Here is a 22,616-nt window from a genome sequence, read left to right on the forward strand (position 1 = left end):
GGTTGTTGTGGGACCAGTAATGTTAGACGTCGCCAGCTATGAGCTGGATGCTGAAGAGCGTGAGATTTTAAAACACCCACTGGTGGGCGGTCTGATTTTGTTCAGCCGTAACTTTCATGATGCGGAGCAGTTGCGTGAGCTAGTTCGTCAAATCAGGGCGGCCTCTCGTGAGCGTCTGGTGGTGGCCGTTGACCAGGAAGGGGGCCGGGTGCAGCGTTTTCGTGATGGCTTTACTCGCCTGCCTGCGGCCCAGTCGTTTGCCGCTATTAATGATGCAGCTACGGCAGCTAAGCTGGCGCAAGAGGCCGGTTGGCTGATGGCGGCAGAGATGATAGCGATGGATATCGATATCAGTTTTGCGCCGGTACTGGATATCGGCCATGTTAGCGCCGCTATTGGTGAGCGCTCTTTCCACAGCGAGCCACAACAGGCTCTGGCAATGGCGGAATGCTTTATCCGAGGAATGCATAGTGCCGGGATGAAGACCACCGGTAAGCATTTCCCCGGTCATGGTGCGGTCACCGCCGATTCCCATAAGGAGACGCCACATGATAATCGACCACTGGCAGAAATCCGTACTCATGATATGGTTATATTTCGCGAGTTGATCGAGCGGCGACTGCTGGATGCCATCATGCCTGCTCACGTGATTTATACTGAAGCTGATGCGCGCCCGGCCAGCGGCTCGGCGTATTGGCTCCAGCAGATATTGCGTCAGGAATTAGGTTTTGATGGCATTATCTTCTCAGATGATTTATCGATGGAAGGTGCTGCGATAATGGGCAGTTACGCCGAGCGCGGGCAGGCTTCGCTGGATGCCGGTTGCGATATGATTTTGGTGTGTAATAACCGCCAGGGTGCTATCAGCGTGCTAGATAACCTGTCTCCGGTCAAAGCGGATCAGGTTGCGCGCTTGTATCATTCTGGGCAGTTTGAGCGTCAATCATTGATGGGGTCATCACGCTGGCAACAGGCGAATAAGGCATTAACTGCACTCAGCGCACGTTGGGATGCACATAAGAGCCAATTGAAATAAGTTATATACTCTAAATAATTCGAGTTGCAGCGGCCTCAACGAGGTGAGGCTCACGGATGGGCCGAGTAGTTGAGTGTAGCCAACGCACATGCAGCTTGACGTATGACAAGTATAAGTCGCGAGGATAAATATGATTGTCTATTTACATGGTTTTGATTCCAATAGCCCCGGTAATCACGAGAAAGTCCTGCAACTGCAATTTATCGATCCAGATGTGCGTTTTATCAGTTACAGCACCTTGCATCCTCGACATGATATGCAGCATTTACTGAAAGAAGTGGATAAAGCTATTCAGCAGGGCGGTGATGTCAAACCACTGATTTGTGGTGTTGGTTTAGGCGGGTTTTGGGCCGAGCGCATTGGTTTCCTGTGCGGTATTCGACAGGTTGCTTTCAACCCGAATCTGTATCCGCAGGACAATATGGGCGGTAAAATCGATCGCCCAGAAGAGTATGTTGATATCGCCAGCAAGTGTATTAATGACTTTCGCGAGAAAAATCGCGATCGTTGCCTGGTGGTGTTGTCTCGTCATGATGAAATGCTTGATAGCCAGCGAACTGCGGGTGACCTACATCCTTATTATGAAATTGTTTGGGACGAGAAACAAAACCACAAGTTTAAGGATCTTTCACCCCACCTTCAGCGCATTAAAGCCTTTAAAACTCTTGGCTAGCGTAAAGTGACTGCTGAGCCTAAAACTGTCGGTTTGTTAAAGATTGGTTAATTGTAAAGCTTATAACGTTCTGCTAACCGGTTTGGGGAAGGGAGTTTAAATCCTTTATCCAGGCCGTTTTGTTGCTTAAAAACGGCAAAATAAGATTTTTCCTCGCTGCAAATAGAAAAATTCTAAACTGTGACTAAACGCTAACTATTTGAATCCTATTCCAGAAAGATTCCCTATGCTGCCACTTTAATCAAAAAAAGTTGATATATATCAATTTTGGTATGACCAAATAACCCTGCATGATATTCTGGCTACAGATTATTGATTCAGCATCAGCGAACCCTATGTTATATAAGGATATTATTCTTTTACCCTTAGCTAACAATTGGTTCACATTTAGGGGGTCATTTTGACAACGCCGAAGAAGAAAATCGTTATTATTGGTGGTGGTGCCGGCGGTCTTGAGCTGGCGACGAGTCTGGGTCATAAGCTGGGCCGCAGCAAGAAAGCGGACATCGTTCTGGTTGATCGCAATCACAGTCATCTGTGGAAACCACTGTTACACGAAGTAGCCACAGGTTCTCTTGATGATGGCGTCGATGCATTGAGCTATCTGGCTCATGCGCGTAACCATCACTTTAACTTCCAGTTAGGTTCCTTAACTGACATTAACCGTGAAACCAAAACACTCAGTTTGGCTGAGATTTGCGATGAACACGGTGATGTGCTGGTGACCCAACGTGAATTGACCTATGACATTCTGGTCATGGCCTTAGGCAGTACCTCTAACGATTTTGGTACGCCAGGCGTAAAAGAGAACTGCATTTTCCTTGATAACCCGCATCAGGCACACCGTTTCCATAATGAAATGCTGAACCTGTTCCTGAAATATTCAGCGCAACCGGGTGAAAAAGGGAAAGTTAACATTGCGATCGTCGGTGGGGGGGCTACCGGTGTGGAACTCTCTGCGGAACTGCACAATGCGGTGAAACAACTGCATAGCTACGGTTTTGAGGGTTTGGACAATCAAGCACTGAATGTGACGCTGGTGGAAGCTGGCGAGCGGATTCTACCCGCATTACCCCCGCGCATTTCAGCGGCCGCGCATCAGGAATTGATTAAACTCGGCGTGCGCGTGCTGACCAAAACCATGGTGACCAGTGCGGACGAAAAAGGTCTGAACACCAAAGAGGGTGAGTTCATTAACGCTGACCTGATGGTGTGGGCGGCGGGGATCAAAGCACCGGACTTTATGAAAGATATCGCTGGGCTGGAAACCAACCGTATTAATCAGTTAGTGGTGGAACCAACGCTGCAAACGACGCGTGATGCGAATATCTTTGCTATTGGTGACTGTGCTTCTTGCCCGCAGGCAAGTGGCGGTTTTGTTCCCCCGCGCGCGCAGTCGGCTCACCAGATGGCCAGCCGTTGCTACAGCAATATTCTGGCGTTGCTTAATGAGCAACCGTTGAAGCCGTATATCTATAAAGACCACGGTTCACTGGTTTCTCTGTCGAAGTTCAGCACTGTGGGTAGCCTAATGGGCAACCTGATGCGCGGTTCAATGATGGTCGAAGGGCGTGTTGCTCGTGTGGTGTATATCTCACTGTATCGTATGCACCAGGTGGCATTACATGGCTATACCAAGACTGGCCTGATGATGCTGGTGGGTGGGATTAATCGGGTTATTCGCCCGCGCTTGAAGTTGCACTAATCGTCTTCTCACTTAAACAAACCGCTGCCGTTAGTCAAAGGTGGCGGTTTTTTTTTGCTCAATCTCAGGCACTTAACGTTAAAAATGTTCGCCCGTAATATGAAATTTGCAGCATAAAATTTCGCGGTCGCAAATACCCACAGTCGGATTCCTCCTAAACATATTCATTTACACCTATTATCTGGGTTTTTAGTCCATTTGTCTTATTGCTAGCTCAAACGACTTTGTGCAGACTCCATGGTGTTTACAGACGGCGAGTCACGCACGCCGTATTCCGCTAATCAGAGACAGCCTTTGGTGTCGGAAACTGTCAGATTTTCTGTTTTTACGCTGGAATTCTGGGGCAGAAGATGCGTGGTAACACTTTCAGGAGGATTTCCTGTGAACAAATCAATGTTAGCAGGCGTGGGTATCGGTATTGCGGCCGCTCTGGGAATTGCCGCAGTTGCGAGTATGAATGTTTTCTCTGGCGCGCCGCAATATGCACAAGTTATTGCGGCGACACCGATTAAAGAAACGGTCAAAACGCCTCGGCAGGAATGTCGTAATGTCACGGTTACTCACCGTAAACCCGTACAAGACGAGAATCAGATTGCTGGCTCAGTGTTGGGTGCGGTTGCTGGTGGGGTTCTGGGACATCAGGTAGGGGGCGGGCGAGGGAAGGATATCGCTACTGTTGCCGGTGCGTTGGCTGGCGGATATGCCGGTAACCGCGTGCAAAGTAATATGCAGGAAGGTGATACCTATACCACCACTCAACAGCGTTGCCAGACTGTCTATGACAAGTCACAAAAAATGCTGGGATATGACGTAACCTACAAAATTGGTGATCAGCAGGGAAAAATTCGTATGGATCGTGATCCAGGTACGCAGATCCCGATCGATAAAAATGGTCAACTAATACTGAACGACCGAGCATAATACAAAATCTGTTGTCCAAGACCTGGTACCAAGAACCCGCGATTTAGTGCTAATTCTGATCGTTTAAACAGAACATGTTTTTGCCGCAAACCCGGCAAAAAATTTAAGCGAGTGGCATTAGCATTAACGCGGGTCTCTCATTGCTGAGAAACCCGCATTAACTCGCTGATTAACCTACCCGATGCTGCGCAAAGGCGGCCAACAACTCACTGATAAATTTCAGTCGCTGTGAACGATCAGTTAAATCTTGCATAAACTTCAGCTTGGTTGGCCCTTCCAGGCGGTATATCTGTGGCTGGCGCTGTAATAGCCCAATCAGATAGACAGGATCGACTTTGTTCTTATCACTAAATTCAATAAAGCCACCGCGCTCATTACCTTCAATTCGTTTGATGCCCAATTTTTGTGCCTGCTGGCGTAACTCTGCGGTGTGCAACAGATAACGTGCTGGGTCGGGCAGTTTGCCAAAACGATCGATTAACTCCACTTTTAGCTCATCAAGTTCCGTCTCATTGCGGGCACTGGCGATACGCTTATAGAATGAAAGTCGAACATTCACATCTGGAATGAAATCTTCTGGCAGCAGCACCGGCATGCGCAATTCAATTTCAGTCTGATTGCTGGTCAAATCTTCCAGAGATGGCTCTCTGCCTTCTTTCAAAGCATCAACCGCGCTTTCCAGCAGCTCCATATAGAGTGAGAAGCCAATGGTGGTCATCTGGCCGCTTTGGTCTTCACCTAACAGTTCACCCGCGCCGCGAATCTCCAGATCATGGGTTGCCAGCGCAAAGCCGGCACCAAGATCTTCCAGTGAGGCAATCGCTTCCAGCCGCTTTTTAGCGTCCGTGGTCATCGCTTTCGGATTCGGCGTCAGTAGGTAAGCATAAGCTTGATGATGTGAACGCCCAACCCGGCCGCGCAATTGGTGTAGCTGCGCCAGGCCAAAGTGATCCGCGCGCTCGATGATAATGGTATTGGCGCTAGGAATATCAATACCTGTTTCGATAATGGTGGTACAGACCAAAACGTTGAAGCGCTGATGATGGAAATCATTCATCACCCGCTCCAGATCCCGTTCACGCATCTGGCCGTGACCGATAGCGATACGCGCCTCAGGAACCAGCTCCGCCAGACGTTGTGTGGCTTTCTCAATGTTTTCCACGTCGTTATACAGGTAATAAACCTGCCCACCGCGCAGAACCTCACGCAGGATGGCTTCGCGAATAACCAGGCTGTCGTACTCCCGTACAAAGGTTTTCACTGCCAGGCGCCGCGCCGGTGGGGTGGCAATAATCGACAAGTCGCGCATACCGCTCATCGCCATATTCAAGGTACGCGGAATCGGTGTGGCTGTTAGGGTCAGAATATCCACATCGGCACGCATCGCTTTGATCCGCTCTTTATGACGAACACCGAAGCGATGCTCTTCATCGACAATCAGCAGGCCGAGATCTTGCCAGCGCAGGTCACTTTGCAGCAACTTATGGGTGCCGATAATGATATCGACTTTACCTTCAGCGGCTTGCTCCAGAATCACTTGCTGCTCTTTGGCACTGCGGAAACGGGACATCATTTCTATCCTGACCGGCCAAGTGGCGAAGCGATCACGGAAGTTATCGAAATGCTGTTGGGCAAGTAGTGTAGTGGGGACCAATACGGCTACTTGCTTATTATTGGCAACTGCGAGGAACGCAGCACGCATTGCCACTTCGGTTTTACCGAAACCAACATCGCCACATATCAGGCGATCCATCGCCAGCGGCCGACACATATCGCTGAGAACCGCATTAATGGCCTGTTCCTGATCTGGCGTGGTTTCAAACGGGAAGCTTTGGCAAAATAACTGGTATTGCTCGCGGTCATGTTTGAATTTAAAACCAGACTTGGCGGCGCGTTGGGCATAGATATCCAGCAGTTCGGCTGCCACGTCTCGCACTTTCTCGGCCGCTTTTTGTCGTGCCCGACCCCAGGCTTCTCCGCCCAGTTTATGCAGTGGCGCATTTTCATCAGCACCGCCGGAATAACGGCTAATCAGATGCAAAGATGAGACTGGCACATACAACTTATCTTCACCGGCGTAGGTCAGTATCAGGTATTCAGCTTTGATGCCGCCAGCTTCGAGCGTGGTTAAGCCCAGATAGCGGCCGACACCATGTTCCAGATGAACCACTGGCTGACCGGGGCGCAGCTCGGCCAGATTGCGGATTAGGGTATCGGTATTGATGGTACGCCGATTATCCTGCCGACGGCGGCTGACGCGCTCGCCAAGTAGGTCACTTTCACAAATCAGCGCTAATTGTTTATCGGTATCGAGGAAGCCGCGTTCACTGGCGCCGATCATCAGATAATGACCGGGAGCCGCCGCTTGTGGTAACGCTGTAATCAGGCTCGGACTGATTTTTATCCGGGCCAACAGGTCTTGTAGCGTTTCTCGTCGGCCTTCGCTTTCGACTGAAAACACGATGCTGCCACTGAATGTTTCGATAAAGCGGCGCAGGTTATCCAGTGGCGCTTTTTGCTGTGCTTGCACAGCCACATCAGGCAGGGGCTGATAGTGCAAATTGGTATTGGCAGCTTTAGTCGGCAGTGGGTCTGTCTTGAACTGCAGCCGAGGCCACTTTTTTAGCTCAGTGAACAGCGAATCAACCCGTAACCAGAGCGTATCGGGTGCCAGCAATGGGCGCATTGGGTCAACACGGCGGCTTTCAAAGCGCTGATTCACATCTAGCCAGAAACGCTCAGCAGAACCTTCCAGATCGCCGGTATTTACCAATAAGGTATTTTCAGGTAAATAACTGAACAGTGAGGGCAACGGTTGGCTAAAGAACAAGGGTTGCCAATATTCGATACCCGCAGGCCAGATGCCTTTACTCACTTGCTGATAGATGTGTTCAGCGTCGCGGCGAACTTCAAATTGTTCACGCCATTGGCTACGGAATAACTCGATTGCGGTTTTGTCTATCGGAAATTCATGCGCAGGCAGGAGGTTTATCTGTTCAACTTCAGACAGCGTGCGCTGCGAATCAACATCAAACACGCGCAGACTGTCAATGTCATCATCAAAGAAATCAATTCGATACGGCTCTTCGCTGCCCATCGGATACAAATCAAGCAATGCCCCACGGGTCGCAAACTCACCATGTTCCATTACCTGATCAACACTGCGGTATCCTGCCTGCTCAAGTTGCGCGCGTAGTTTATCACGCGACAGATGCTGGCCTTTTTTCATCACCAGCGCATGGCCGTGTAGGAATTCATGCGGGCATACGCGTTGCATCAGGGTATTAATCGGGAGAATAATAACACCGCGATCCATCGCGGGCAGATGATACAAACAGGAAAGGCGCGCTGAAATAATATCCTGATGCGGCGAGAAACTGTCGTAAGGCAGTGTTTCCCAATCGGATAGGGTGCTTACTGGGCGGAGTGAGAATTGTTGCACCTCATCACGCAAGCGCAGGGCCGTTTGCATGTCAGGGGTAATTAACATTACCGGGCCATCATGGCGCTCAATGATTTCCGCACATTCCACCGCGCAGGCTGAGCCAGTCAACTGACCTAATTGACGGGTATCACCAGGCCGCTGCGGCAATGAATAACGATATTGTTGGGACATAAGCAGTTAAACAGTCTCTTAGTTTGTATACCCGCCGCCCTTCAAGAGGCAGAGGTGTTGGCTGCCCTTGCTCACCCCAATCACTTAGTTATCTAAGCGCTTGAGTATTAATGAGCCTTCACCCTATGGGCTAGCATAAATGATATCAAAATCAGTTGCTTACCGACTTTTTACTTGGGTGCTGCCTACCGGCATGACCAAGTAACAGGGATAGCGTTAACCCATGTTGCCGTTCAGCAGGACAGTATCAGCATGGCAGACGACAAATTATCTCGGCGGCTATCCTAGCACGTGAGGGGGCATAGCCACAGACTGGGCGCTCTGATTTGGAATAAAAGCCAGAGATATATCCAATAGATCTCAAGGTGCAGGACGGCGGCAAGCGAGAAAATCCCGATGAGCTTACTAAAGTAAGTGATTCGGGTAAACGAGTGCGGCCAACACACCTGTAACTTGAAATATGAAGGATATAGGCGGTTAATGGTTCCATAAAGGCGTAGTACCCTTTATTATCCTCGATCACTTTGCTTTAGCAACAGGATCTAAACAGATTTCATGTATCAACCTGTCGCACTATTTATTGGCCTGCGTTATATGCGCGGGCGTGCATCTGACCGCTTCGGTCGGTTCGTCTCATGGCTTTCTACTATTGGCATCACGCTTGGCGTGATGGCGCTGATCACGGTACTGTCGGTGATGAATGGTTTTGAGCGTGATTTGCAGAATAATATTTTGGGGTTGATGCCGCAGGCGCTGATTACCACGCCACAAGGCTCTCTTGACCCGAATAAGATCCCTGCCTCTGCACTTAAATCGCTGACTGGCGTTACTGATATTGTGCCGCTAACCACTGCGGATGTGGTGTTGCAGAGTGCCCGCAATCTGGCGGCTGGTGTGATGCTGGGTGTTGATCCCGAGCGTCATGAACCACTGGCTGATTATTTGGTTAACGTGCACCTGAAGGATTTACAGCCGGGGAGCTACAATATTATCCTGGGCGAAAAACTGGCGGGCCAGTTGGGTGTTAAACGTGGTGAAACATTGCGTTTGATGGTCCCTAGCGCCAGTCAGTTCACGCCAATGGGGCGCATTCCTAGCCAGCGGCTGTTTAATATCATTGGAACATTCGCCGCAGACAGCGAGGTTGATGGCTATCAAATGCTGGTTAATCAGCAGGATGCATCACGTCTGATGCGTTATCCGGCTGGCAATATTACCGGCTGGCGTCTATTCCTTGCACAACCTTTGTCTGTTGATAGCCTGAGCCAACAGGCGTTGCCTGAAGGCACGGTATGGAAAGATTGGCGGGAGCGTAAAGGCGAATTGTTCCAGGCGGTGCGTATGGAAAAAAATATGATGGGGTTGCTACTTAGCCTGATTATTGCCGTCGCAGCCTTTAATATAATTACCTCGTTGGGCCTGTTAGTGATGGAGAAGCAGGGTGAAGTGGCGATTTTGCAAACTCAAGGCTTGAGCCGCCGCCAAATCATGCTGGTCTTTATGGTGCAGGGGGCTACCGCCGGGGTAATTGGCGCATTACTTGGTGCCGGGCTGGGTATTTTGCTCGCCAGCCAATTGAACACGATTATCCCGATTCTCGGTTTATTGATTGATGGTGCCACCTTGCCGGTGGAGATTAACCCGGTACAGGTCACCGTGATTGCTCTGTTGGCGATGGCGATTGCCTTGTTGTCCACGCTTTATCCTTCCTGGCGCGCTGCCGCCGCACAACCTGCCGAGGCTTTACGCTATGAGTAACCATCCATTATTACAGTGTTTAGATTTGTGCAAACGCTATCAGGAAGGGCAATTGCACACTGAGGTATTGCGTAATGTGTCGTTCACTATCGAAGCTGGTGAGCTGATGGCGATTGTCGGCAGTTCCGGTTCAGGTAAAAGTACCTTATTGCATCTGTTGGGTGGTCTGGATTCCCCAACCTCCGGCGAGGTTATTTATCAGGGCCGTTCACTGAATCAGCTCTCTTCCACCGCGAAAGCGGAATTACGTAACCGAGAGTTAGGTTTTATCTATCAATTCCACCATTTACTGCCTGATTTTACCGCATTGGAGAATGTCGCAATGCCACTGTTAATCGGTGGAGCCAAACCCGCAGAGGCGCAGGATAAAGCCCGGGCGATGTTGACCGCGGTAGGGTTGGAAAAACGGAGCAAACATCGGCCGTCTGAGTTGTCTGGTGGTGAGCGTCAGCGGGTGGCGATTGCCCGTTCGCTGGTGAACAACCCGTCACTGGTTTTGGCAGATGAACCGACCGGTAACCTGGACCAACGTAATGCTGACAGCATCTTTAATCTGTTAGGTGAATTGAATGTTCGCCAGGGGACGGCATTTTTAGTGGTAACCCACGATTTGCAGTTAGCAAAACGTATGAGCCGCCAGTTGGAAATGCGCGATGGCCAGCTACAGCAGCACTTGACACTGGTGGGGGCTGAGTAATGGGTGTGTCGCCACTTTCACTTTTAATCGGCTTACGGTTTAGCCGTGGCCGCCGTCGTGGCGGTATGGTGTCATTAATTTCAGTGATATCTACCTTGGGTATCGCCTTGGGTGTTGCAGTATTGATCGTGGGTCTAAGTGCGATGAATGGCTTCGAACGTGAGCTGAAAGATCGCATTTTGGCCGTGGTACCACACGGCGAAATTGCGGTGGTTAATCAGCCGTTCAGTGGCTGGCCGCAAACCCTGCAACGTATTGAAAAAGTGCCTGGTATCGTAGCGGCCGCCCCCTATATCAATTTCACCGGTCTGATTGAAAATGCCACACAACTGCGTGCAGTACAGGTTAAAGGTGTTGATCCGCAGGCAGAACAGCGTCTTAGCGCATTACCCAGCTTTGTGCTTGACCATGCTTGGGATAATTTCAAAGCGGGTCAGCAGCAGATTATTTTAGGTAAAGGTCTGGCTGACGCATTAGGTGTGAAGCAGGGGTCATGGCTGACAGTAATGATCCCGAATAGTGATCCTGAAATGAAACTGCTGCAACCTAAGCGTATTCGCTTACAGGTCGCCGGTGTTTTTCAACTCAGTGGTCAGTTGGATCACAGTCTGGCACTGGTCCCTTTGGCTGATGCCCAGCAATACTTGGAAATGGGTGACAGTGTCACGGGTATAGCCATCAAGGTCAATGATGTATACAACGCCAACAAACTGGTGCGAAGTGCCGGTGAAGTGAGCAATGCATATGTTTATATCAGCAGTTGGATTGGCACTTATGGCTATATGTACCGCGATATCCAGATGATTCGTACCATCATGTACTTGGCCATGGTGCTGGTTATCGGTGTTGCCAGCTTTAATATTGTGTCCACCCTGGTTATGGCTGTTAAAGATAAAAGTAGCGATATAGCCGTGTTACGCACATTAGGGGCCAAAGATGGTCTGATCCGTGCAATCTTTATCTGGTATGGCTTACTGGCCGGGTTTATCGGCAGTATCAGCGGGGTGATAGTGGGGGTAATTGTCTCAATGCAATTGACCAACATTATCCGTGGGCTGGAGCGGCTGATTGGCCATCAATTCTTGTCTGGCGATATCTATTTCATTGATTTCCTGCCGTCAGAATTGCACTGGTTTGATGTAGCCTGCGTATTAGCCACCGCGCTGGTGCTGAGTTTAATTGCCAGTTGGTATCCTGCACGTCGCGCAAGTCGTATTGATCCGGCTCGGGTATTAAGCGGGCAATAATTCCCCCCGTTATACTTCAAGCCGCATATGCGTTGGCTGCTTTCGTTTACCCCCAGTCACTTGCTTCAGTAAGCGCCTGGGGACTTACTCAGTTGCCGTCTTCCTACCGCTCGAATTATTTAGGGTATATAAGGACAATTCTATGTATTACGGTTTTGATATGGGCGGCACCAAGATTGAGTTAGGCGTTTTTGATGCCAATCTGCAACGAATCTGGCATAAACGAGTCCCAACGCCCCGTGAAGATTATCAACAGTTACTGCAAACTTTGCGTGATTTAACGCTGGAAGCTGATGCATATTGTGGTGTTAAAGGCAGTGTGGGTATTGGTATTCCTGGTTTACCCAATGCCGATGATGGCACAGTATTTACGGCCAATGTGCCATCGGCCATGGGGCAATTATTGCAGGGTGATCTTTCCCGCCTGATTGAGCGTGAAGTTCGAATCGATAACGATGCTAACTGTTTTGCGCTGTCCGAAGCGTGGGATCCTGAATTTCGCACTTATCCAACAGTTCTGGGGCTAATTCTTGGCACCGGTGTTGGCGGTGGCCTGATTGTTAATGGCAGTATTGTTAGCGGGCGGAATCATATTACCGGCGAATTCGGCCACTTTCGGTTACCGGTAGATGCGTTGGATATTTTAGGCGCAGATATTCCGCGCGTACCCTGTGGTTGCGGCCATAACGGTTGCATAGAGAATTATATCTCAGGGCGTGGTTTTGAATGGATGTATAAGCACTTTAACCAACAATCGCTGCCCGCCACTGAGATTATCGCCAACTATAATACTGGCGAGCCCAAAGCAGTAGCCCATATTGAGCGCTTTATGGATGTGCTGGCGGTATGTTTGGGTAATCTATTGACGATGCTTGATCCACATCTGGTTGTCATTGGTGGCGGGCTATCTAATTTTGACAAGATTTATCAGGAACTACCAAAACGCTTACCCCAGCATTTATTGCGAGTGGCCCGATTGCCACGCATTGAAAAAGCGCGTTATGGTGATGCGGGCGGCGTTCGTGGCGCTGCGTTTCTGCATTTGAGTGAATAATAGTCGTCACAAGCTATAGAGTCGTCACAAACAATAACGATATCCAATATAGAGGCAAAAGTTATGCGTATTCGCCATCGGCTATGTCGGTTTCGCAAGAATAAGCATTTGCGGCATCAACGTTTTCGCTCCCGTATCTTTCATCGGGACAGTGCTGCTACAGCAGAAATGAAGAAACCGTTTGTGGTGGTGCTTACTGGTGCGGGGATTTCTGCTGAGTCAGGCATCCGTACTTTCCGTGCCGCAGATGGCCTATGGGAAGAGCATCAGGTGGAAGATGTTGCAACGCCGGAAGGGTATCGTCGCGACCCTGAGTTAGTTCAAGCTTTTTATAATGCTCGTCGCCGTCAATTGCAGCAGCCAGAAATTGCACCCAATGCGGCGCATCAGGCGCTGGCAGATTTGGAAGCGGTGCTGGGTGATAACTTTGTTCTGATTACCCAGAATATTGATAATTTGCATGAAAGGGCAGGCAGTAAGCGTGTTATCCATATGCACGGTGAATTACTGAAGGTGCGTTGCACGCAGTCTGGCCAGGTATTAGATTGGCCGGGGGATCTCTCGGCTGACGAGCGTTGTCATTGCTGCCAGTTCCCATCCCCTTTGCGACCTCATATTGTGTGGTTTGGTGAAATGCCGATGGGGATGGATGATATCTATCAGGCGCTGGCTGAGGCTGATTTCTTTATCTCGATAGGAACTTCAGGCCACGTCTATCCAGCGGCTGGGTTTGTCCATGAGTCACGTTTGCACGGTGCTCATACCGTTGAGTTGAATCTGGAACCCAGTCAGGTAGAAAGTCAGTTCGATGAAAAACACTATGGGCTTGCCAGTAAAGTGGTACCGGAATATGTGCGCGAGTTTTTGACTACCCGGGGTGAGAATCGCCAGGGTAGCAGCGGCAATTAGCCAAAATGGCGTATAAATAAACGATAGTCCCTGCGGGTTGATGAATAAATCACCCAGCAGGGTTTTAGCATCCCACCTTATTATTCTGGCTTAAGTTTGCCTAAAGCTGACTTGACGCAATATTTGATCACGATCACTTCCCCATAATGATATTCACTATTATGAGGGTGGGAACCATGGACAAATTACTCGACCGCTTTTTCAACTATGTCTCTTTTGATACACAAGCAAAAGCCAATGTAAAATCCGTGCCGAGCACTGAGGGGCAGCACAAGCTTGCGCTGGCATTACAGCATGAGTTGCAGGCGCTGGGTTTTTCTCAGGTTACCTTGAGTGATCACAGTTGTGTAATGGCAACATTACCTGCAAATGTCTCTTGGCCGGTCCCCACTATTGGTTTTATTGCACATCTCGATACGTCACCTGATTTTTCGGGCAAAAATGTTAATCCACAGATTGTAGAAAGTTACCGTGGTGGGGATATTGCCTTGGGGATAGGCGACGAGGTGTTGTCACCGGTCATGTTCCCGGTATTACACCAGCTACTCGGCCACACATTAATTACCACTGATGGGAAAACCTTGCTGGGGGCCGATGATAAAGCCGGTATTGCCGAAATTATTACTGCAATGGTGCGGTTAAAGCACAGTAATGTGCCTCACGGCGATATCCGCATTGCATTCACTCCCGATGAAGAGGTTGGCAAAGGTGCACGCTTCTTTAATGTGGACGAGTTTGATGCCCAGTGGGCTTATACCGTTGATGGTGGTGGTGTTGGCGAGTTAGAGTTTGAAAACTTTAATGCGGCGTCAGTAACGATCAAGGTTGTTGGTAATAATGTCCATCCCGGCAGTGCCAAAGGGGTAATGGTAAATGCATTATCACTGGCGACCCGTTTCCATCAGGAACTTCCTGCAAGTGAAACTCCTGAATGTACAGATGGTTACGAGGGTTTCTATCATCTGCAAAGTATTAAAGGCACTGTTGAGCGGGCAGAAATGCACTATATAGTACGTGATTTCAACCGTGATGGTTTTGAAGCCCGTAAGAAGAATATGGTGGATATTGCTAAGCGGGTTGGTAAAGGTTTGCATCGTGACTGCTACATCGAAATCGTTATGGATGACAGTTATTACAATATGCGTGAACATATAATCAAGCACCCGCATATCATCGAGTTAGCACAACAGGCGATGCGTGATTGCGATATCACGCCCGTCATGAAGCCGATACGGGGAGGCACTGATGGCGCGCAGTTATCTTTCCTCGGATTACCTTGTCCCAATATCTTTACTGGTGGTTATAATTATCATGGTAAACATGAATTTATTACGCTGGAAGGGATGGAGAAGGCGGTTGCAGTAATCATGCGGATTTCTGAACTGACAGCAGCACGAGCTAAAGCGTCATAAATTGCCTGCTACCTGCTTAACCGCCTATACCAAACGCCCCGTAAATGGGGCGTTTTTGTATCTCTATTCACGGATATTAGTCGTTGAAATACCAATAACCGCTGTTAACCAGCTCTGCTAGCAGTGCCAGGAAGACCGGGTCTTCCAGTGCATCACCAAGTTGTTGAGCATCCACACTGAAATGTTGACACAAAGCATTGGCAGCACTCAAATGTGGCGTATCAATCAGTTCACCGTTAACAAAGCAGCTATCACCAATACGCAGGGCGCGCAGGCCACTAAGGCGCCGTAATGGCTCACCTTGCTGTAGCAAATCATAGATCTCACTGGCCTGATAAGGTGGTTCAGGCGGTGCAACATCCAGTTCATGTCGTGACTGAGAGGTAAACTCACCAAACCAGTTTTGGAAATGCTCAGGTTGTTGGAGTAAATCCAACATCATTGCCTGCAGTTTATCCACCTCGTGTGGCAAAATATCTGCCGGCTGGTCACGCAGTTGCAAATCAGGATCACTGTATCGGTAACTCCCCAATTCACGTGAAAGGATATAGTCGGCAAAACCACTAACTAATTCACGGCCATTTGGCGCGCGGAAACCGACTGAATAATTCAATGCATTTTCAAGTGCATAGCCTTCATGGGGGAAACCCGGTGGAATGTAGAGAATATCGCCCGGCTCCATTTCCTCATCAATGATGGCATCAAAGGGATCGACTTGTAGCAAGTCAGGGTGTGGGCAATGCTGCTTCATTTCAGTTTTTTCACCCACTCGCCAGCGGCGGCGGCCAGTACCCTGAATGATAAAGACATCATATTGATCAAAGTGCGGACCTACACCGCCACCCGGAACTGAGAAAGAGACCATCAAATCATCCATACGCCAATCAGATAACTGACGGAAAGGGCGCATTAATGCAGCAGCAGGTTCATGCCAATGGTCAACAGCTTGCACCAGCAGCGACCAGTTATTTTCACCCAGGTGATCAAAACTCTCAAACGGGCCGTGACTTACTTGCCAACGCCCCTCTTCATGGCTTACCAAGCGGCTGTCGACTTCATTTTCCATGGCTAGCCCGGCGAGTTCATCCGGCGAAAGCGGGTCTATAAAGTTTTTAAAACCGCGTTTAAGGATAACGGGGCGTTTCTGCCAGTAACGTTGCAGAAAATCAGGCCAATCGAGGCAGAGTTGGTAATCCATGTTTATTCCAGAATAGGAGGGAATTTGCTTGTGATTATAACGGAAGCCGGCCTTTAGTATCAGGGGTTGGCAGGCAAATTTTGTTAATCATCGTGATAATCATGTTGCTGGCCAAAAGTTACCATCATTTTGGCTCCACCTAACGGGCTTTCAGTGATGGAAATCTCACCTTGATACTGTTCAATAATTTCGGCGGCCACTGATAGCCCCAGCCCTTGTCCAGGGCGCAAAGTGTCAACTCGCTGGCCGCGCTGGAAAATCAGCAACCGCTTATTTTCAGGAATACCCGGTCCATCATCATCCACCACAATAGTTAGCTGTTTTTCAGAGTGTAGGGCGGTAATTTCAACGAATTCAAGACAATACTTGCAAGCGTTATCCAGTACGTTGCCCATCACTTCCATAAAGTCATTTTTATCACCAAGGAAGGTGACTTCAGGTGAGATATCCAGCGTGAGTACTACCCCTTTACGCTGATAGACTTTATTCAGTGCGCTGCACAAGCTGTCTAACAGCGCCGGTACCGAGTGGATTTCCCGGACCAGTACATTCTGTTCGGAACGCATACTGGCGCGGTGCAGGTAATAGCCAATTTGCTGAGAGATACGGCTTATCTGCTCTAGCATGATAGGTTCGACCTCTTCGATGGTCGTCTGCTTGCCGGTACGTAAAGAACGCAGGGTGGTCTGTAATACCGCCAGTGGGGTCTTAAGGCTGTGGGTGAGATCCGACAAGGTTGTGCGATACTTGGTGTAACGTTGACGCTCATTGGTGAGCAAAATATTGAGGTTTCGAACCAAACTCTGTAATTCACGCGGTGGATTTTCATCCAGTTGTTCGCGTTCACCTTTTTCCAACTGACTGATTTGACTGACCAGTGCTTTAATTGGCCGCAGGCTCCAGTAGGCCGCCAGCCACAGTAAGGGAACCACCAACAGCAAATTAGCCAGTAACACATAGCTAAACCAGTTCCACACCAAGTCAGAACGTTGTAACTCCTGCGGGATGGTATCTACGACCACAATGGTGAGCTGTGGTAAGCGTGAGGTCGCAGGATAAGTATTGACGGAGATTGAGTGCGTTAGGGCGCTGTTATCAGTATCGTCATATTTTTTTAGCTGGTCTTGGGCTTTGGGGTTATCACCCAACATCATGCTACTGATGTGTGTCCCGGTATCCAGTTCGTAGAAGCCGGGTTTTTGTAACCAACTTTTTTCGATATGCGATTCAAGCTCGGGCACATGGCGCTGACGCCACAAAATATTGCCGTCTTTGTCATAAATCAGCACCAACGTTGGGATGTTCAGTTCAAGTTCAGGGGGAACCGAAATACTCAGTTTATTATCATGCCACTGAGCCAAACTGAAAAATAAGTTACTTTCACCGCGATGGGCACTGAAGGTATTTTTATCAAAGCTGACAATGTACCCAACCACGGCAACCATGCCATAAGATAACGACAGCGCTAAAATGACACCTGCTGTCGCCATAAGAAAACGCGCACGAAGAGAGAACGGTTTGCTATTTTTCCTGAACATAGTGTCTAGCTGGCGTCAAAACGGTATCCCTGACCTCGGATGGTCGTAATCACTTCGCCTTCATGTTCTGCCAGTAGCTTTTTACGCAAACGGCCCATTAATACATCGATGGTGTGGCTCTCACGTAGTTCTGCATCAGGATAGAGTTGCAGCATGAGCGTATCTTTGCTGACCACTTTACCGGCATTACGAATAAGGGTTTCGATGATAGTGTATTCAAAGGCCGTCAGTTTAATCTGTTGCTGATTGACACACAACTCTCGGCGCGAGAGGTCAATCTGAAACGGAGGGAATTCAATTACCTGAGATGCTAAACCAATATTGCGGCGCATCAACGCCTGCATCCGTGCGATGACTTCTTCAAGATGAAAGGGCTTAGTCACGTAATCATCGGCACCCGCTTCCAGCACGGCGACTTTATCTTGCCAGCTTTCCCGTGCTGTGAGCACCAGAATAGGTAAGTTTGTTTGATGACTGCGCCAGCGACGAATAAGACTTAAGCCATCTTCCCCGGGAAGGCCGAGATCAATAATCGCGATATCCGGGGCATGCTCTTGCAAGAAATAGTCTGCTTCTTTAGCATCTTCCGCTGCATCAACCTGATGGCCCATTTCACGCATTTGCACGGTAAGATGGTGACGCAATAAAGCATTATCTTCCACAACCAGAACCCGCATACCACATTCCTCGATAAGACTTAACCGGGCAACTCAATATTACCCGGCAAGTAAATAATTAAAATCAATGACTTAGAAGTTGTAACGTAAACCTGCTTGCATTGCTTGATCACTCACTTTCCAGTTATGGTAGGTGTAACCTACTTCCGCTGCAAGGCTCTGTGTTAAGGCGTAGCTCGTCGTAATTCGCGCTTCATGGAATGCCCGGTGGTCATAATTTGCCAGGCGATAGGCAACATCCATACCGATACTTTGCGTGAGTTTGCTCTTAATACCGATTTCACCGGTAGCGCTATTGTAGGTATTGGTTTTTTTACCGTCTTTGCTGGCATCAAATACCATCGCATGGCGGCTGCCACCCACTAAGCTATAAAAATCGATATTAGGTGAAAAAGCAAAGTGGTACCCCAAGCCGAGCACTGCTTGTGCAAGGCCGCGATCGTTATTGGCAATACTGTTCAGGCGGGCATCAATAAAGAGATCATTATCAAATCCATAGCCACCATTCAGATAAATGCCGCCCATCTCGCGATTACCAGTCTGGCTGTACTTTTTTTGGTCAAACTGTTTATCAAAACGGGCCTTATTGCTGATGGCACCGTATTGCAAGCCACCCGCTACATAAGTGTAATCACCTGCTATTGCGGCTGTACAGGTACCCATCAGGGCGAGAGATAATAAGGTTTGCTTCAACATATAATAATAGCTCCTGCAATTGTAACGTCCTTTTGGCATCGCGGATATTATCGATGATAACGGCTAAACCGTTGCTAAACAGGAGGGGAGAGTACGCAGGAAAATAAGAGAAATCAGGAGGATAATACAGGTGGCATAGGGCTACCACCTGTATTAGGGATTAAAAAATTACTTTAATTCATCGACCATAGTGGCTGCCCGGCCAATATAATTAGCGGGCGTCATTGCTTTCAACCGGGTTTTTTCTTCTTCCGGTAAGGCAAGGCCATCGATAAATGCCTGCATGCCTGCGGCATCTACCCGCTTGCCACGGGTGAGTTCTTTGAGTTTTTCATACGGTTTTTCAATGCCATAACGGCGCATTACGGTTTGGATCGGCTCAGCCAGAACTTCCCAGTTGTGATCAAGCTCATCCAGTAGGTGCGTTTCGTTGACTTCCAACTTGCTAATGCCTTTCATTGTCGCCTGATAGGCTATTAACGCATAGCCCAAACCAACACCTAAATTACGGAGCACTGTGGAGTCAGTCAGGTCGCGCTGCCAGCGGGAAACCGGTAATTTACTGGCCAGATGTCCGAGCACCGCATTGGACATGCCCAAATTGCCTTCGGAGTTTTCGAAATCAATGGGGTTCACTTTATGGGGCATGGTGCTTGAACCGATTTCACCGGCGATAGTTTTTTGTTTGAAATGATTTAGGGCAACGTAACCCCAAATATCACGGTCAAAATCGATCAGGATAGTATTGAAACGGGCAACACAATCAAACAGTTCGGCAATGTAATCATGAGGTTCAATTTGCGTAGTGTATGGGTTCCAGTTGATCCCCAGCGACGTGACAAAACTTTCGCTGAACTGATGCCAGTCCACTTCAGGATAAGCAACGATGTGAGCATTATAGTTACCTACTGCACCGTTGATTTTACCCAGAATTTCCACTTGTGACAGTTGACGGAACTGGCGCTCCATACGGTAAGCAACGTTAGCCAGTTCTTTACCGATGGTTGAAGGTGTGGCTGGCTGACCATGGGTACGGGACAGCAGTGGCAAATCACGGTACTGGTGGGCCAGCGCTTTAATTGAATCAATAATCTGCCGCCACATTGGCAATACCACATCCTGACGGGCGGTTTGCAACATTAAGGCGTGGGATAAGTTATTGATATCTTCTGAAGTACAAGCAAAGTGAATAAATTCTGAGACTGCGTGCAACGCCGGAACACTCGCTACTTTTTCTTTCAGGAAATACTCAACAGCTTTCACATCATGATTAGTCGTGCGCTCAATGGTTTTGATGCGCTGTGCATCTTGTTCGTTGAACTGTTGCACGATCTTGTCAAGGTAAGCGTTTGCGTCGGCATCAAAAGCCGGAACTTCTTTGATCTCTGCGCAGGCGGCCAGTTTTTGCAGCCAACGTACTTCGACCTGCACGCGGAATTTCAGCAAACCGAATTCGCTAAAGATTGGGCGCAGTGCGCTGACTTTGTCGCCGTAGCGACCATCAATAGGTGAAACGGCGGTCAGTGAGGATAATTCCATCGGTGGCAACTCCAATTACTTTGGTATGGTTCAATTATGAGCAAGAATACTCTGTGCCTGTTTAAAAAGACGATTTCGCGAAAACATTAACTGCAAGCGGCTTCCACCGACTTGTTGCCAAAGCACGGCTGAGCGAATACCCGCCAGCAGGGCGGCACGAACTTTTGCCTGCACCAACGTGCTTTGTAAAATAGCGGGTGAACCGGTAACCTGAATGCGTGGGCCGAGAGGGCTGATGACATCAGTATAAATGGATGCCAGTGAACTCATCATTGTTTCTGATTCAAGATCGAAATGTGCCAGTTGGCGATCAAGCTGATTGATTCGGTCACCCAATGTATTCATGGCAGGCTTATTGCCATTGAGCTTGCGTTCTAACACCATTAAGCTGAGGGTATAGCGAGTTAATTCTGCTGCTGGCCCCTGACGATTGGCATTTAAGACCGTTTGTAGCGTCTCCAATCCCATTTTCAGCGATTGCTCATTACCGCCGTACACCGCAAGTGTTGACGGTGGGTCGGTCTGTAGTAGCCCGCCCAAGATGGTGTTCAATGCCTCATTATCGCACTGGCCTTCATGAGCCAGTTGCTGAACCAAGCGAGCGGACTGGCAGATCCCTGCCAGTGCCAGCGTAATGTCATAATAATTCTTCGCCACGGTCACTCCTGTAAACGTTCTGGTTCATTGCTGGGCTGATTTAGTTTGTTACTACGTCAGTCAGTGGATAACGCTCTTCAATGATACCGCCGCCAAGGCAGACTTCACCTTGATAAAATACAGCGGACTGCCCCGGGGTTACTGCGGCAACCGGGCTATCGAATCTGACCTCGATACGCTCATCATCCAGCGGGGTGACGGTGCAGGGAATATCCTGCTGACGGTAGCGTGTTTTCACCACACACTGAAAAGCGGCGGTTATCGGTTGACGGTCAACCCAATGCAACTGTTGGGCTATCAGACCGACTGACATTAACCGTGGATGTTCATGTCCTTGCGCCACAAGCAAGATATTATTGGCGACATCTTTATCTACCACATACCATGGGTCATCACCGCCATCTTTGGTGCCACCGATACCCAGCCCTTTACGTTGCCCCAAGGTGTGATACATCAACCCCTGATGCTCGCCCATATGCTGACCGTCAACAGTCATGATAGGGCCGGGTTGTGCGGGCAGATAACGCCCCAGGAAATCACGGAATTTGCGCTCACCGATAAAGCAGATGCCGGTGGAGTCTTTTTTCTTGGCGGTGACCAGATCAAGTTGCTCGGCGATACGGCGCACTTCAGGTTTTTCCAGTTCGCCGACCGGGAATAGGCTTTGGGCCAGTTGTTCGTGGCTTAATGTATAGAGGAAGTAACTTTGATCTTTATTGCCATCCAGACCACGTAGTAAACGGCTTTTGCCATTGACATCCTGGCGGCGGACATAGTGGCCAGTGGCAATATAGTCAGCCCCTAAGTCTTCGGCGGCAAACTCAAGGAAAGCTTTAAACTTGATCTCTTTATTACACAGAATATCAGGGTTAGGTGTGCGCCCGGCTTTATATTCTTCCAGGAACAATTCGAACACGTTATCCCAATATTCTGCGGCAAAATTGACGGTGTGCAACTCCATGCCCAGTTTGTCGCATACTGCTTGCGCATCGGCCAAATCGGTCGCTGCTGAGCAATACTCTTCGCCATCATCCTCTTCCCAATTCTTCATGAACAAACCGGCAACTTGGTAACCCTGTTGCTGAAGCAGGTAGGCGGAAACGGAAGAGTCGACACCGCCGGACATACCGACGATTACTTTTTTCTGGCTATTATCTGACATGGGAGTCTCACTAACGTAAATACCTAAGCTTCTGATAGAGACCAAGGCGGATAGCACTATCCGAACACTTTATCGCCACGGGCAAGGCATTATAAAAACAAGCGCCGGATTTTATCACGTT

18 protein-coding genes are annotated in these 22,616 nt (G+C 48.9%); 10 read left to right on the top strand and 8 right to left on the bottom strand.

Annotated elements, in window-relative coordinates; all coding sequences use genetic code 11:
• Window positions 1-19 precede the first annotated feature (19 nt).
• From nagZ to V2A84_RS05725, 4 genes are all read left to right on the top strand, one after another.
• Window positions 20-1,036 carry a beta-N-acetylhexosaminidase gene (gene nagZ / locus V2A84_RS05710; protein WP_193784640.1) on the top strand — a complete coding sequence of 339 codons (1,017 nt, stop codon included), beginning with the start codon at window positions 20-22 and terminating at the stop codon, window positions 1,034-1,036.
• Between the two features lie 130 nt (window positions 1,037-1,166).
• A complete protein-coding gene (gene ycfP, locus V2A84_RS05715; RefSeq protein ID WP_083158536.1) occupies window positions 1,167-1,709 on the top strand; it encodes an alpha/beta hydrolase YcfP in 543 nt (180 codons plus the stop codon).
• 400 nt (window positions 1,710-2,109) lie between these two features.
• On the top strand, window positions 2,110-3,414 hold the full coding sequence (locus tag V2A84_RS05720; RefSeq protein WP_083158537.1) for an NAD(P)/FAD-dependent oxidoreductase: 1,305 nt from the start codon (window positions 2,110-2,112) through the stop codon (window positions 3,412-3,414).
• Between the two features lie 381 nt (window positions 3,415-3,795).
• Window positions 3,796-4,335: a glycine zipper 2TM domain-containing protein gene (locus tag V2A84_RS05725; RefSeq protein ID WP_005183154.1), complete on the top strand. Its 540-nt coding sequence runs from the start codon at window positions 3,796-3,798 to the stop codon at window positions 4,333-4,335.
• A gap of 169 nt (window positions 4,336-4,504) precedes the next feature.
• Here the strand turns inward: V2A84_RS05725 and mfd are convergent, their stop codons facing one another.
• On the bottom strand, window positions 4,505-7,951 hold the full coding sequence (mfd, locus tag V2A84_RS05730; protein ID WP_442848650.1) for a transcription-repair coupling factor: 3,447 nt from the start codon (window positions 7,949-7,951) through the stop codon (window positions 4,505-4,507).
• Window positions 7,952-8,506: 555 nt separating this feature from the next.
• On the opposite strand from mfd, the gene lolC reads away from it, so the two are divergent.
• The 6 genes from lolC (at window position 8,507) to pepT (ending at window position 15,028) form a co-directional block, all read left to right on the top strand.
• The gene (lolC, locus tag V2A84_RS05735; RefSeq protein ID WP_420072955.1) at window positions 8,507-9,709 is read left to right on the top strand and encodes a lipoprotein-releasing ABC transporter permease subunit LolC; all 1,203 of its coding nucleotides are present in this window, start codon (window positions 8,507-8,509) and stop codon (window positions 9,707-9,709) included.
• Window positions 9,702-10,406 (top strand): lipoprotein-releasing ABC transporter ATP-binding protein LolD, encoded by a 705-nt coding sequence (lolD, locus tag V2A84_RS05740; protein WP_442820803.1) that lies wholly within the window; start codon window positions 9,702-9,704, stop codon window positions 10,404-10,406. The genes lolC and lolD overlap by 8 nt, the downstream gene beginning before the upstream one ends.
• Complete coding sequence (gene lolE / locus V2A84_RS05745) at window positions 10,406-11,653, top strand: lipoprotein-releasing ABC transporter permease subunit LolE (RefSeq protein WP_442847745.1); 1,248 nt, start codon at window positions 10,406-10,408, stop codon at window positions 11,651-11,653. The genes lolD and lolE overlap by 1 nt, the downstream gene beginning before the upstream one ends.
• Before the next feature lie 142 nt (window positions 11,654-11,795).
• Entirely contained in the window at window positions 11,796-12,707 is a 912-nt protein-coding gene (gene nagK, locus V2A84_RS05750; protein ID WP_083158543.1) for an N-acetylglucosamine kinase, read from the top strand.
• A 63-nt stretch (window positions 12,708-12,770) separates the two neighbouring features.
• On the top strand, window positions 12,771-13,616 hold the full coding sequence (gene cobB / locus V2A84_RS05755; RefSeq protein WP_083158544.1) for a Sir2 family NAD+-dependent deacetylase: 846 nt from the start codon (window positions 12,771-12,773) through the stop codon (window positions 13,614-13,616).
• 176 nt (window positions 13,617-13,792) lie between these two features.
• A complete protein-coding gene (gene pepT / locus V2A84_RS05760; protein WP_083158545.1) occupies window positions 13,793-15,028 on the top strand; it encodes a peptidase T in 1,236 nt (411 codons plus the stop codon).
• A gap of 76 nt (window positions 15,029-15,104) precedes the next feature.
• On the opposite strand, the gene V2A84_RS05765 is transcribed toward pepT, so the two are convergent.
• The 7 genes from V2A84_RS05765 to mnmA form a co-directional block, all read right to left on the bottom strand.
• Window positions 15,105-16,226, bottom strand: a complete 1,122-nt coding sequence (locus V2A84_RS05765) for a ribosomal protein uL16 3-hydroxylase (protein WP_083158546.1) — start codon at window positions 16,224-16,226, stop codon at window positions 15,105-15,107.
• Between the two features lie 83 nt (window positions 16,227-16,309).
• Entirely contained in the window at window positions 16,310-17,764 is a 1,455-nt protein-coding gene (phoQ, locus tag V2A84_RS05770) for a two-component system sensor histidine kinase PhoQ (RefSeq protein WP_083158547.1), read from the bottom strand.
• A gap of 5 nt (window positions 17,765-17,769) precedes the next feature.
• Window positions 17,770-18,441, bottom strand: coding sequence for a two-component system response regulator PhoP (gene phoP / locus V2A84_RS05775; protein WP_042569971.1), 672 nt, complete (start codon window positions 18,439-18,441; stop codon window positions 17,770-17,772).
• Window positions 18,442-18,513: 72 nt separating this feature from the next.
• Window positions 18,514-19,137 (bottom strand): YPO1635 family putative outer membrane beta-barrel protein, encoded by a 624-nt coding sequence (locus tag V2A84_RS05780; protein WP_083158549.1) that lies wholly within the window; start codon window positions 19,135-19,137, stop codon window positions 18,514-18,516.
• 168 nt (window positions 19,138-19,305) lie between these two features.
• Window positions 19,306-20,676 (bottom strand): adenylosuccinate lyase, encoded by a 1,371-nt coding sequence (gene purB / locus V2A84_RS05785; protein ID WP_083158550.1) that lies wholly within the window; start codon window positions 20,674-20,676, stop codon window positions 19,306-19,308.
• A 30-nt stretch (window positions 20,677-20,706) separates the two neighbouring features.
• On the bottom strand, window positions 20,707-21,333 hold the full coding sequence (gene hflD / locus V2A84_RS05790; protein ID WP_083158551.1) for a high frequency lysogenization protein HflD: 627 nt from the start codon (window positions 21,331-21,333) through the stop codon (window positions 20,707-20,709).
• A 40-nt stretch (window positions 21,334-21,373) separates the two neighbouring features.
• A complete protein-coding gene (mnmA, locus tag V2A84_RS05795; RefSeq protein WP_442847748.1) occupies window positions 21,374-22,495 on the bottom strand; it encodes a tRNA 2-thiouridine(34) synthase MnmA in 1,122 nt (373 codons plus the stop codon).
• Between the last annotated feature and the right edge of the window lie 121 nt (window positions 22,496-22,616).

Origin of the sequence: Yersinia sp. 2553 StPb PI, from assembly GCF_052217105.1 — a bacterium.
GTDB classification, from domain to species: Bacteria; Pseudomonadota; Gammaproteobacteria; order Enterobacterales; family Enterobacteriaceae; genus Yersinia; species Yersinia enterocolitica_E.

Bases quoted from the DNA above. Each gene is read 5' to 3' on its own strand.
- nagK (WP_083158543.1), top strand. From the start codon at position 11,796: ATGTATTACGGTTTTGATATGGGCGGCACCAAGATTGAGTTAGGCGTT.
- cobB (WP_083158544.1), top strand. From the start codon at position 12,771: ATGCGTATTCGCCATCGGCTATGTCGGTTTCGCAAGAATAAGCATTTG.
- mnmA (WP_442847748.1), bottom strand. From the start codon at position 22,495: ATGTCAGATAATAGCCAGAAAAAAGTAATCGTCGGTATGTCCGGCGGT.
- lolE (WP_442847745.1), top strand. From the start codon at position 10,406: ATGGGTGTGTCGCCACTTTCACTTTTAATCGGCTTACGGTTTAGCCGT.
- lolD (WP_442820803.1), top strand. From the start codon at position 9,702: ATGAGTAACCATCCATTATTACAGTGTTTAGATTTGTGCAAACGCTAT.
- phoP (WP_042569971.1), bottom strand. From the start codon at position 18,441: ATGCGGGTTCTGGTTGTGGAAGATAATGCTTTATTGCGTCACCATCTT.
- phoQ (WP_083158547.1), bottom strand. From the start codon at position 17,764: ATGTTCAGGAAAAATAGCAAACCGTTCTCTCTTCGTGCGCGTTTTCTT.
- lolC (WP_420072955.1), top strand. From the start codon at position 8,507: ATGTATCAACCTGTCGCACTATTTATTGGCCTGCGTTATATGCGCGGG.
- V2A84_RS05765 (WP_083158546.1), bottom strand. From the start codon at position 16,226: ATGGATTACCAACTCTGCCTCGATTGGCCTGATTTTCTGCAACGTTAC.
- nagZ (WP_193784640.1), top strand. From the start codon at position 20: ATGTTAGACGTCGCCAGCTATGAGCTGGATGCTGAAGAGCGTGAGATT.
- ycfP (WP_083158536.1), top strand. From the start codon at position 1,167: ATGATTGTCTATTTACATGGTTTTGATTCCAATAGCCCCGGTAATCAC.
- V2A84_RS05780 (WP_083158549.1), bottom strand. From the start codon at position 19,137: ATGTTGAAGCAAACCTTATTATCTCTCGCCCTGATGGGTACCTGTACA.
- pepT (WP_083158545.1), top strand. From the start codon at position 13,793: ATGGACAAATTACTCGACCGCTTTTTCAACTATGTCTCTTTTGATACA.
- purB (WP_083158550.1), bottom strand. From the start codon at position 20,676: ATGGAATTATCCTCACTGACCGCCGTTTCACCTATTGATGGTCGCTAC.
- mfd (WP_442848650.1), bottom strand. From the start codon at position 7,951: ATGTCCCAACAATATCGTTATTCATTGCCGCAGCGGCCTGGTGATACC.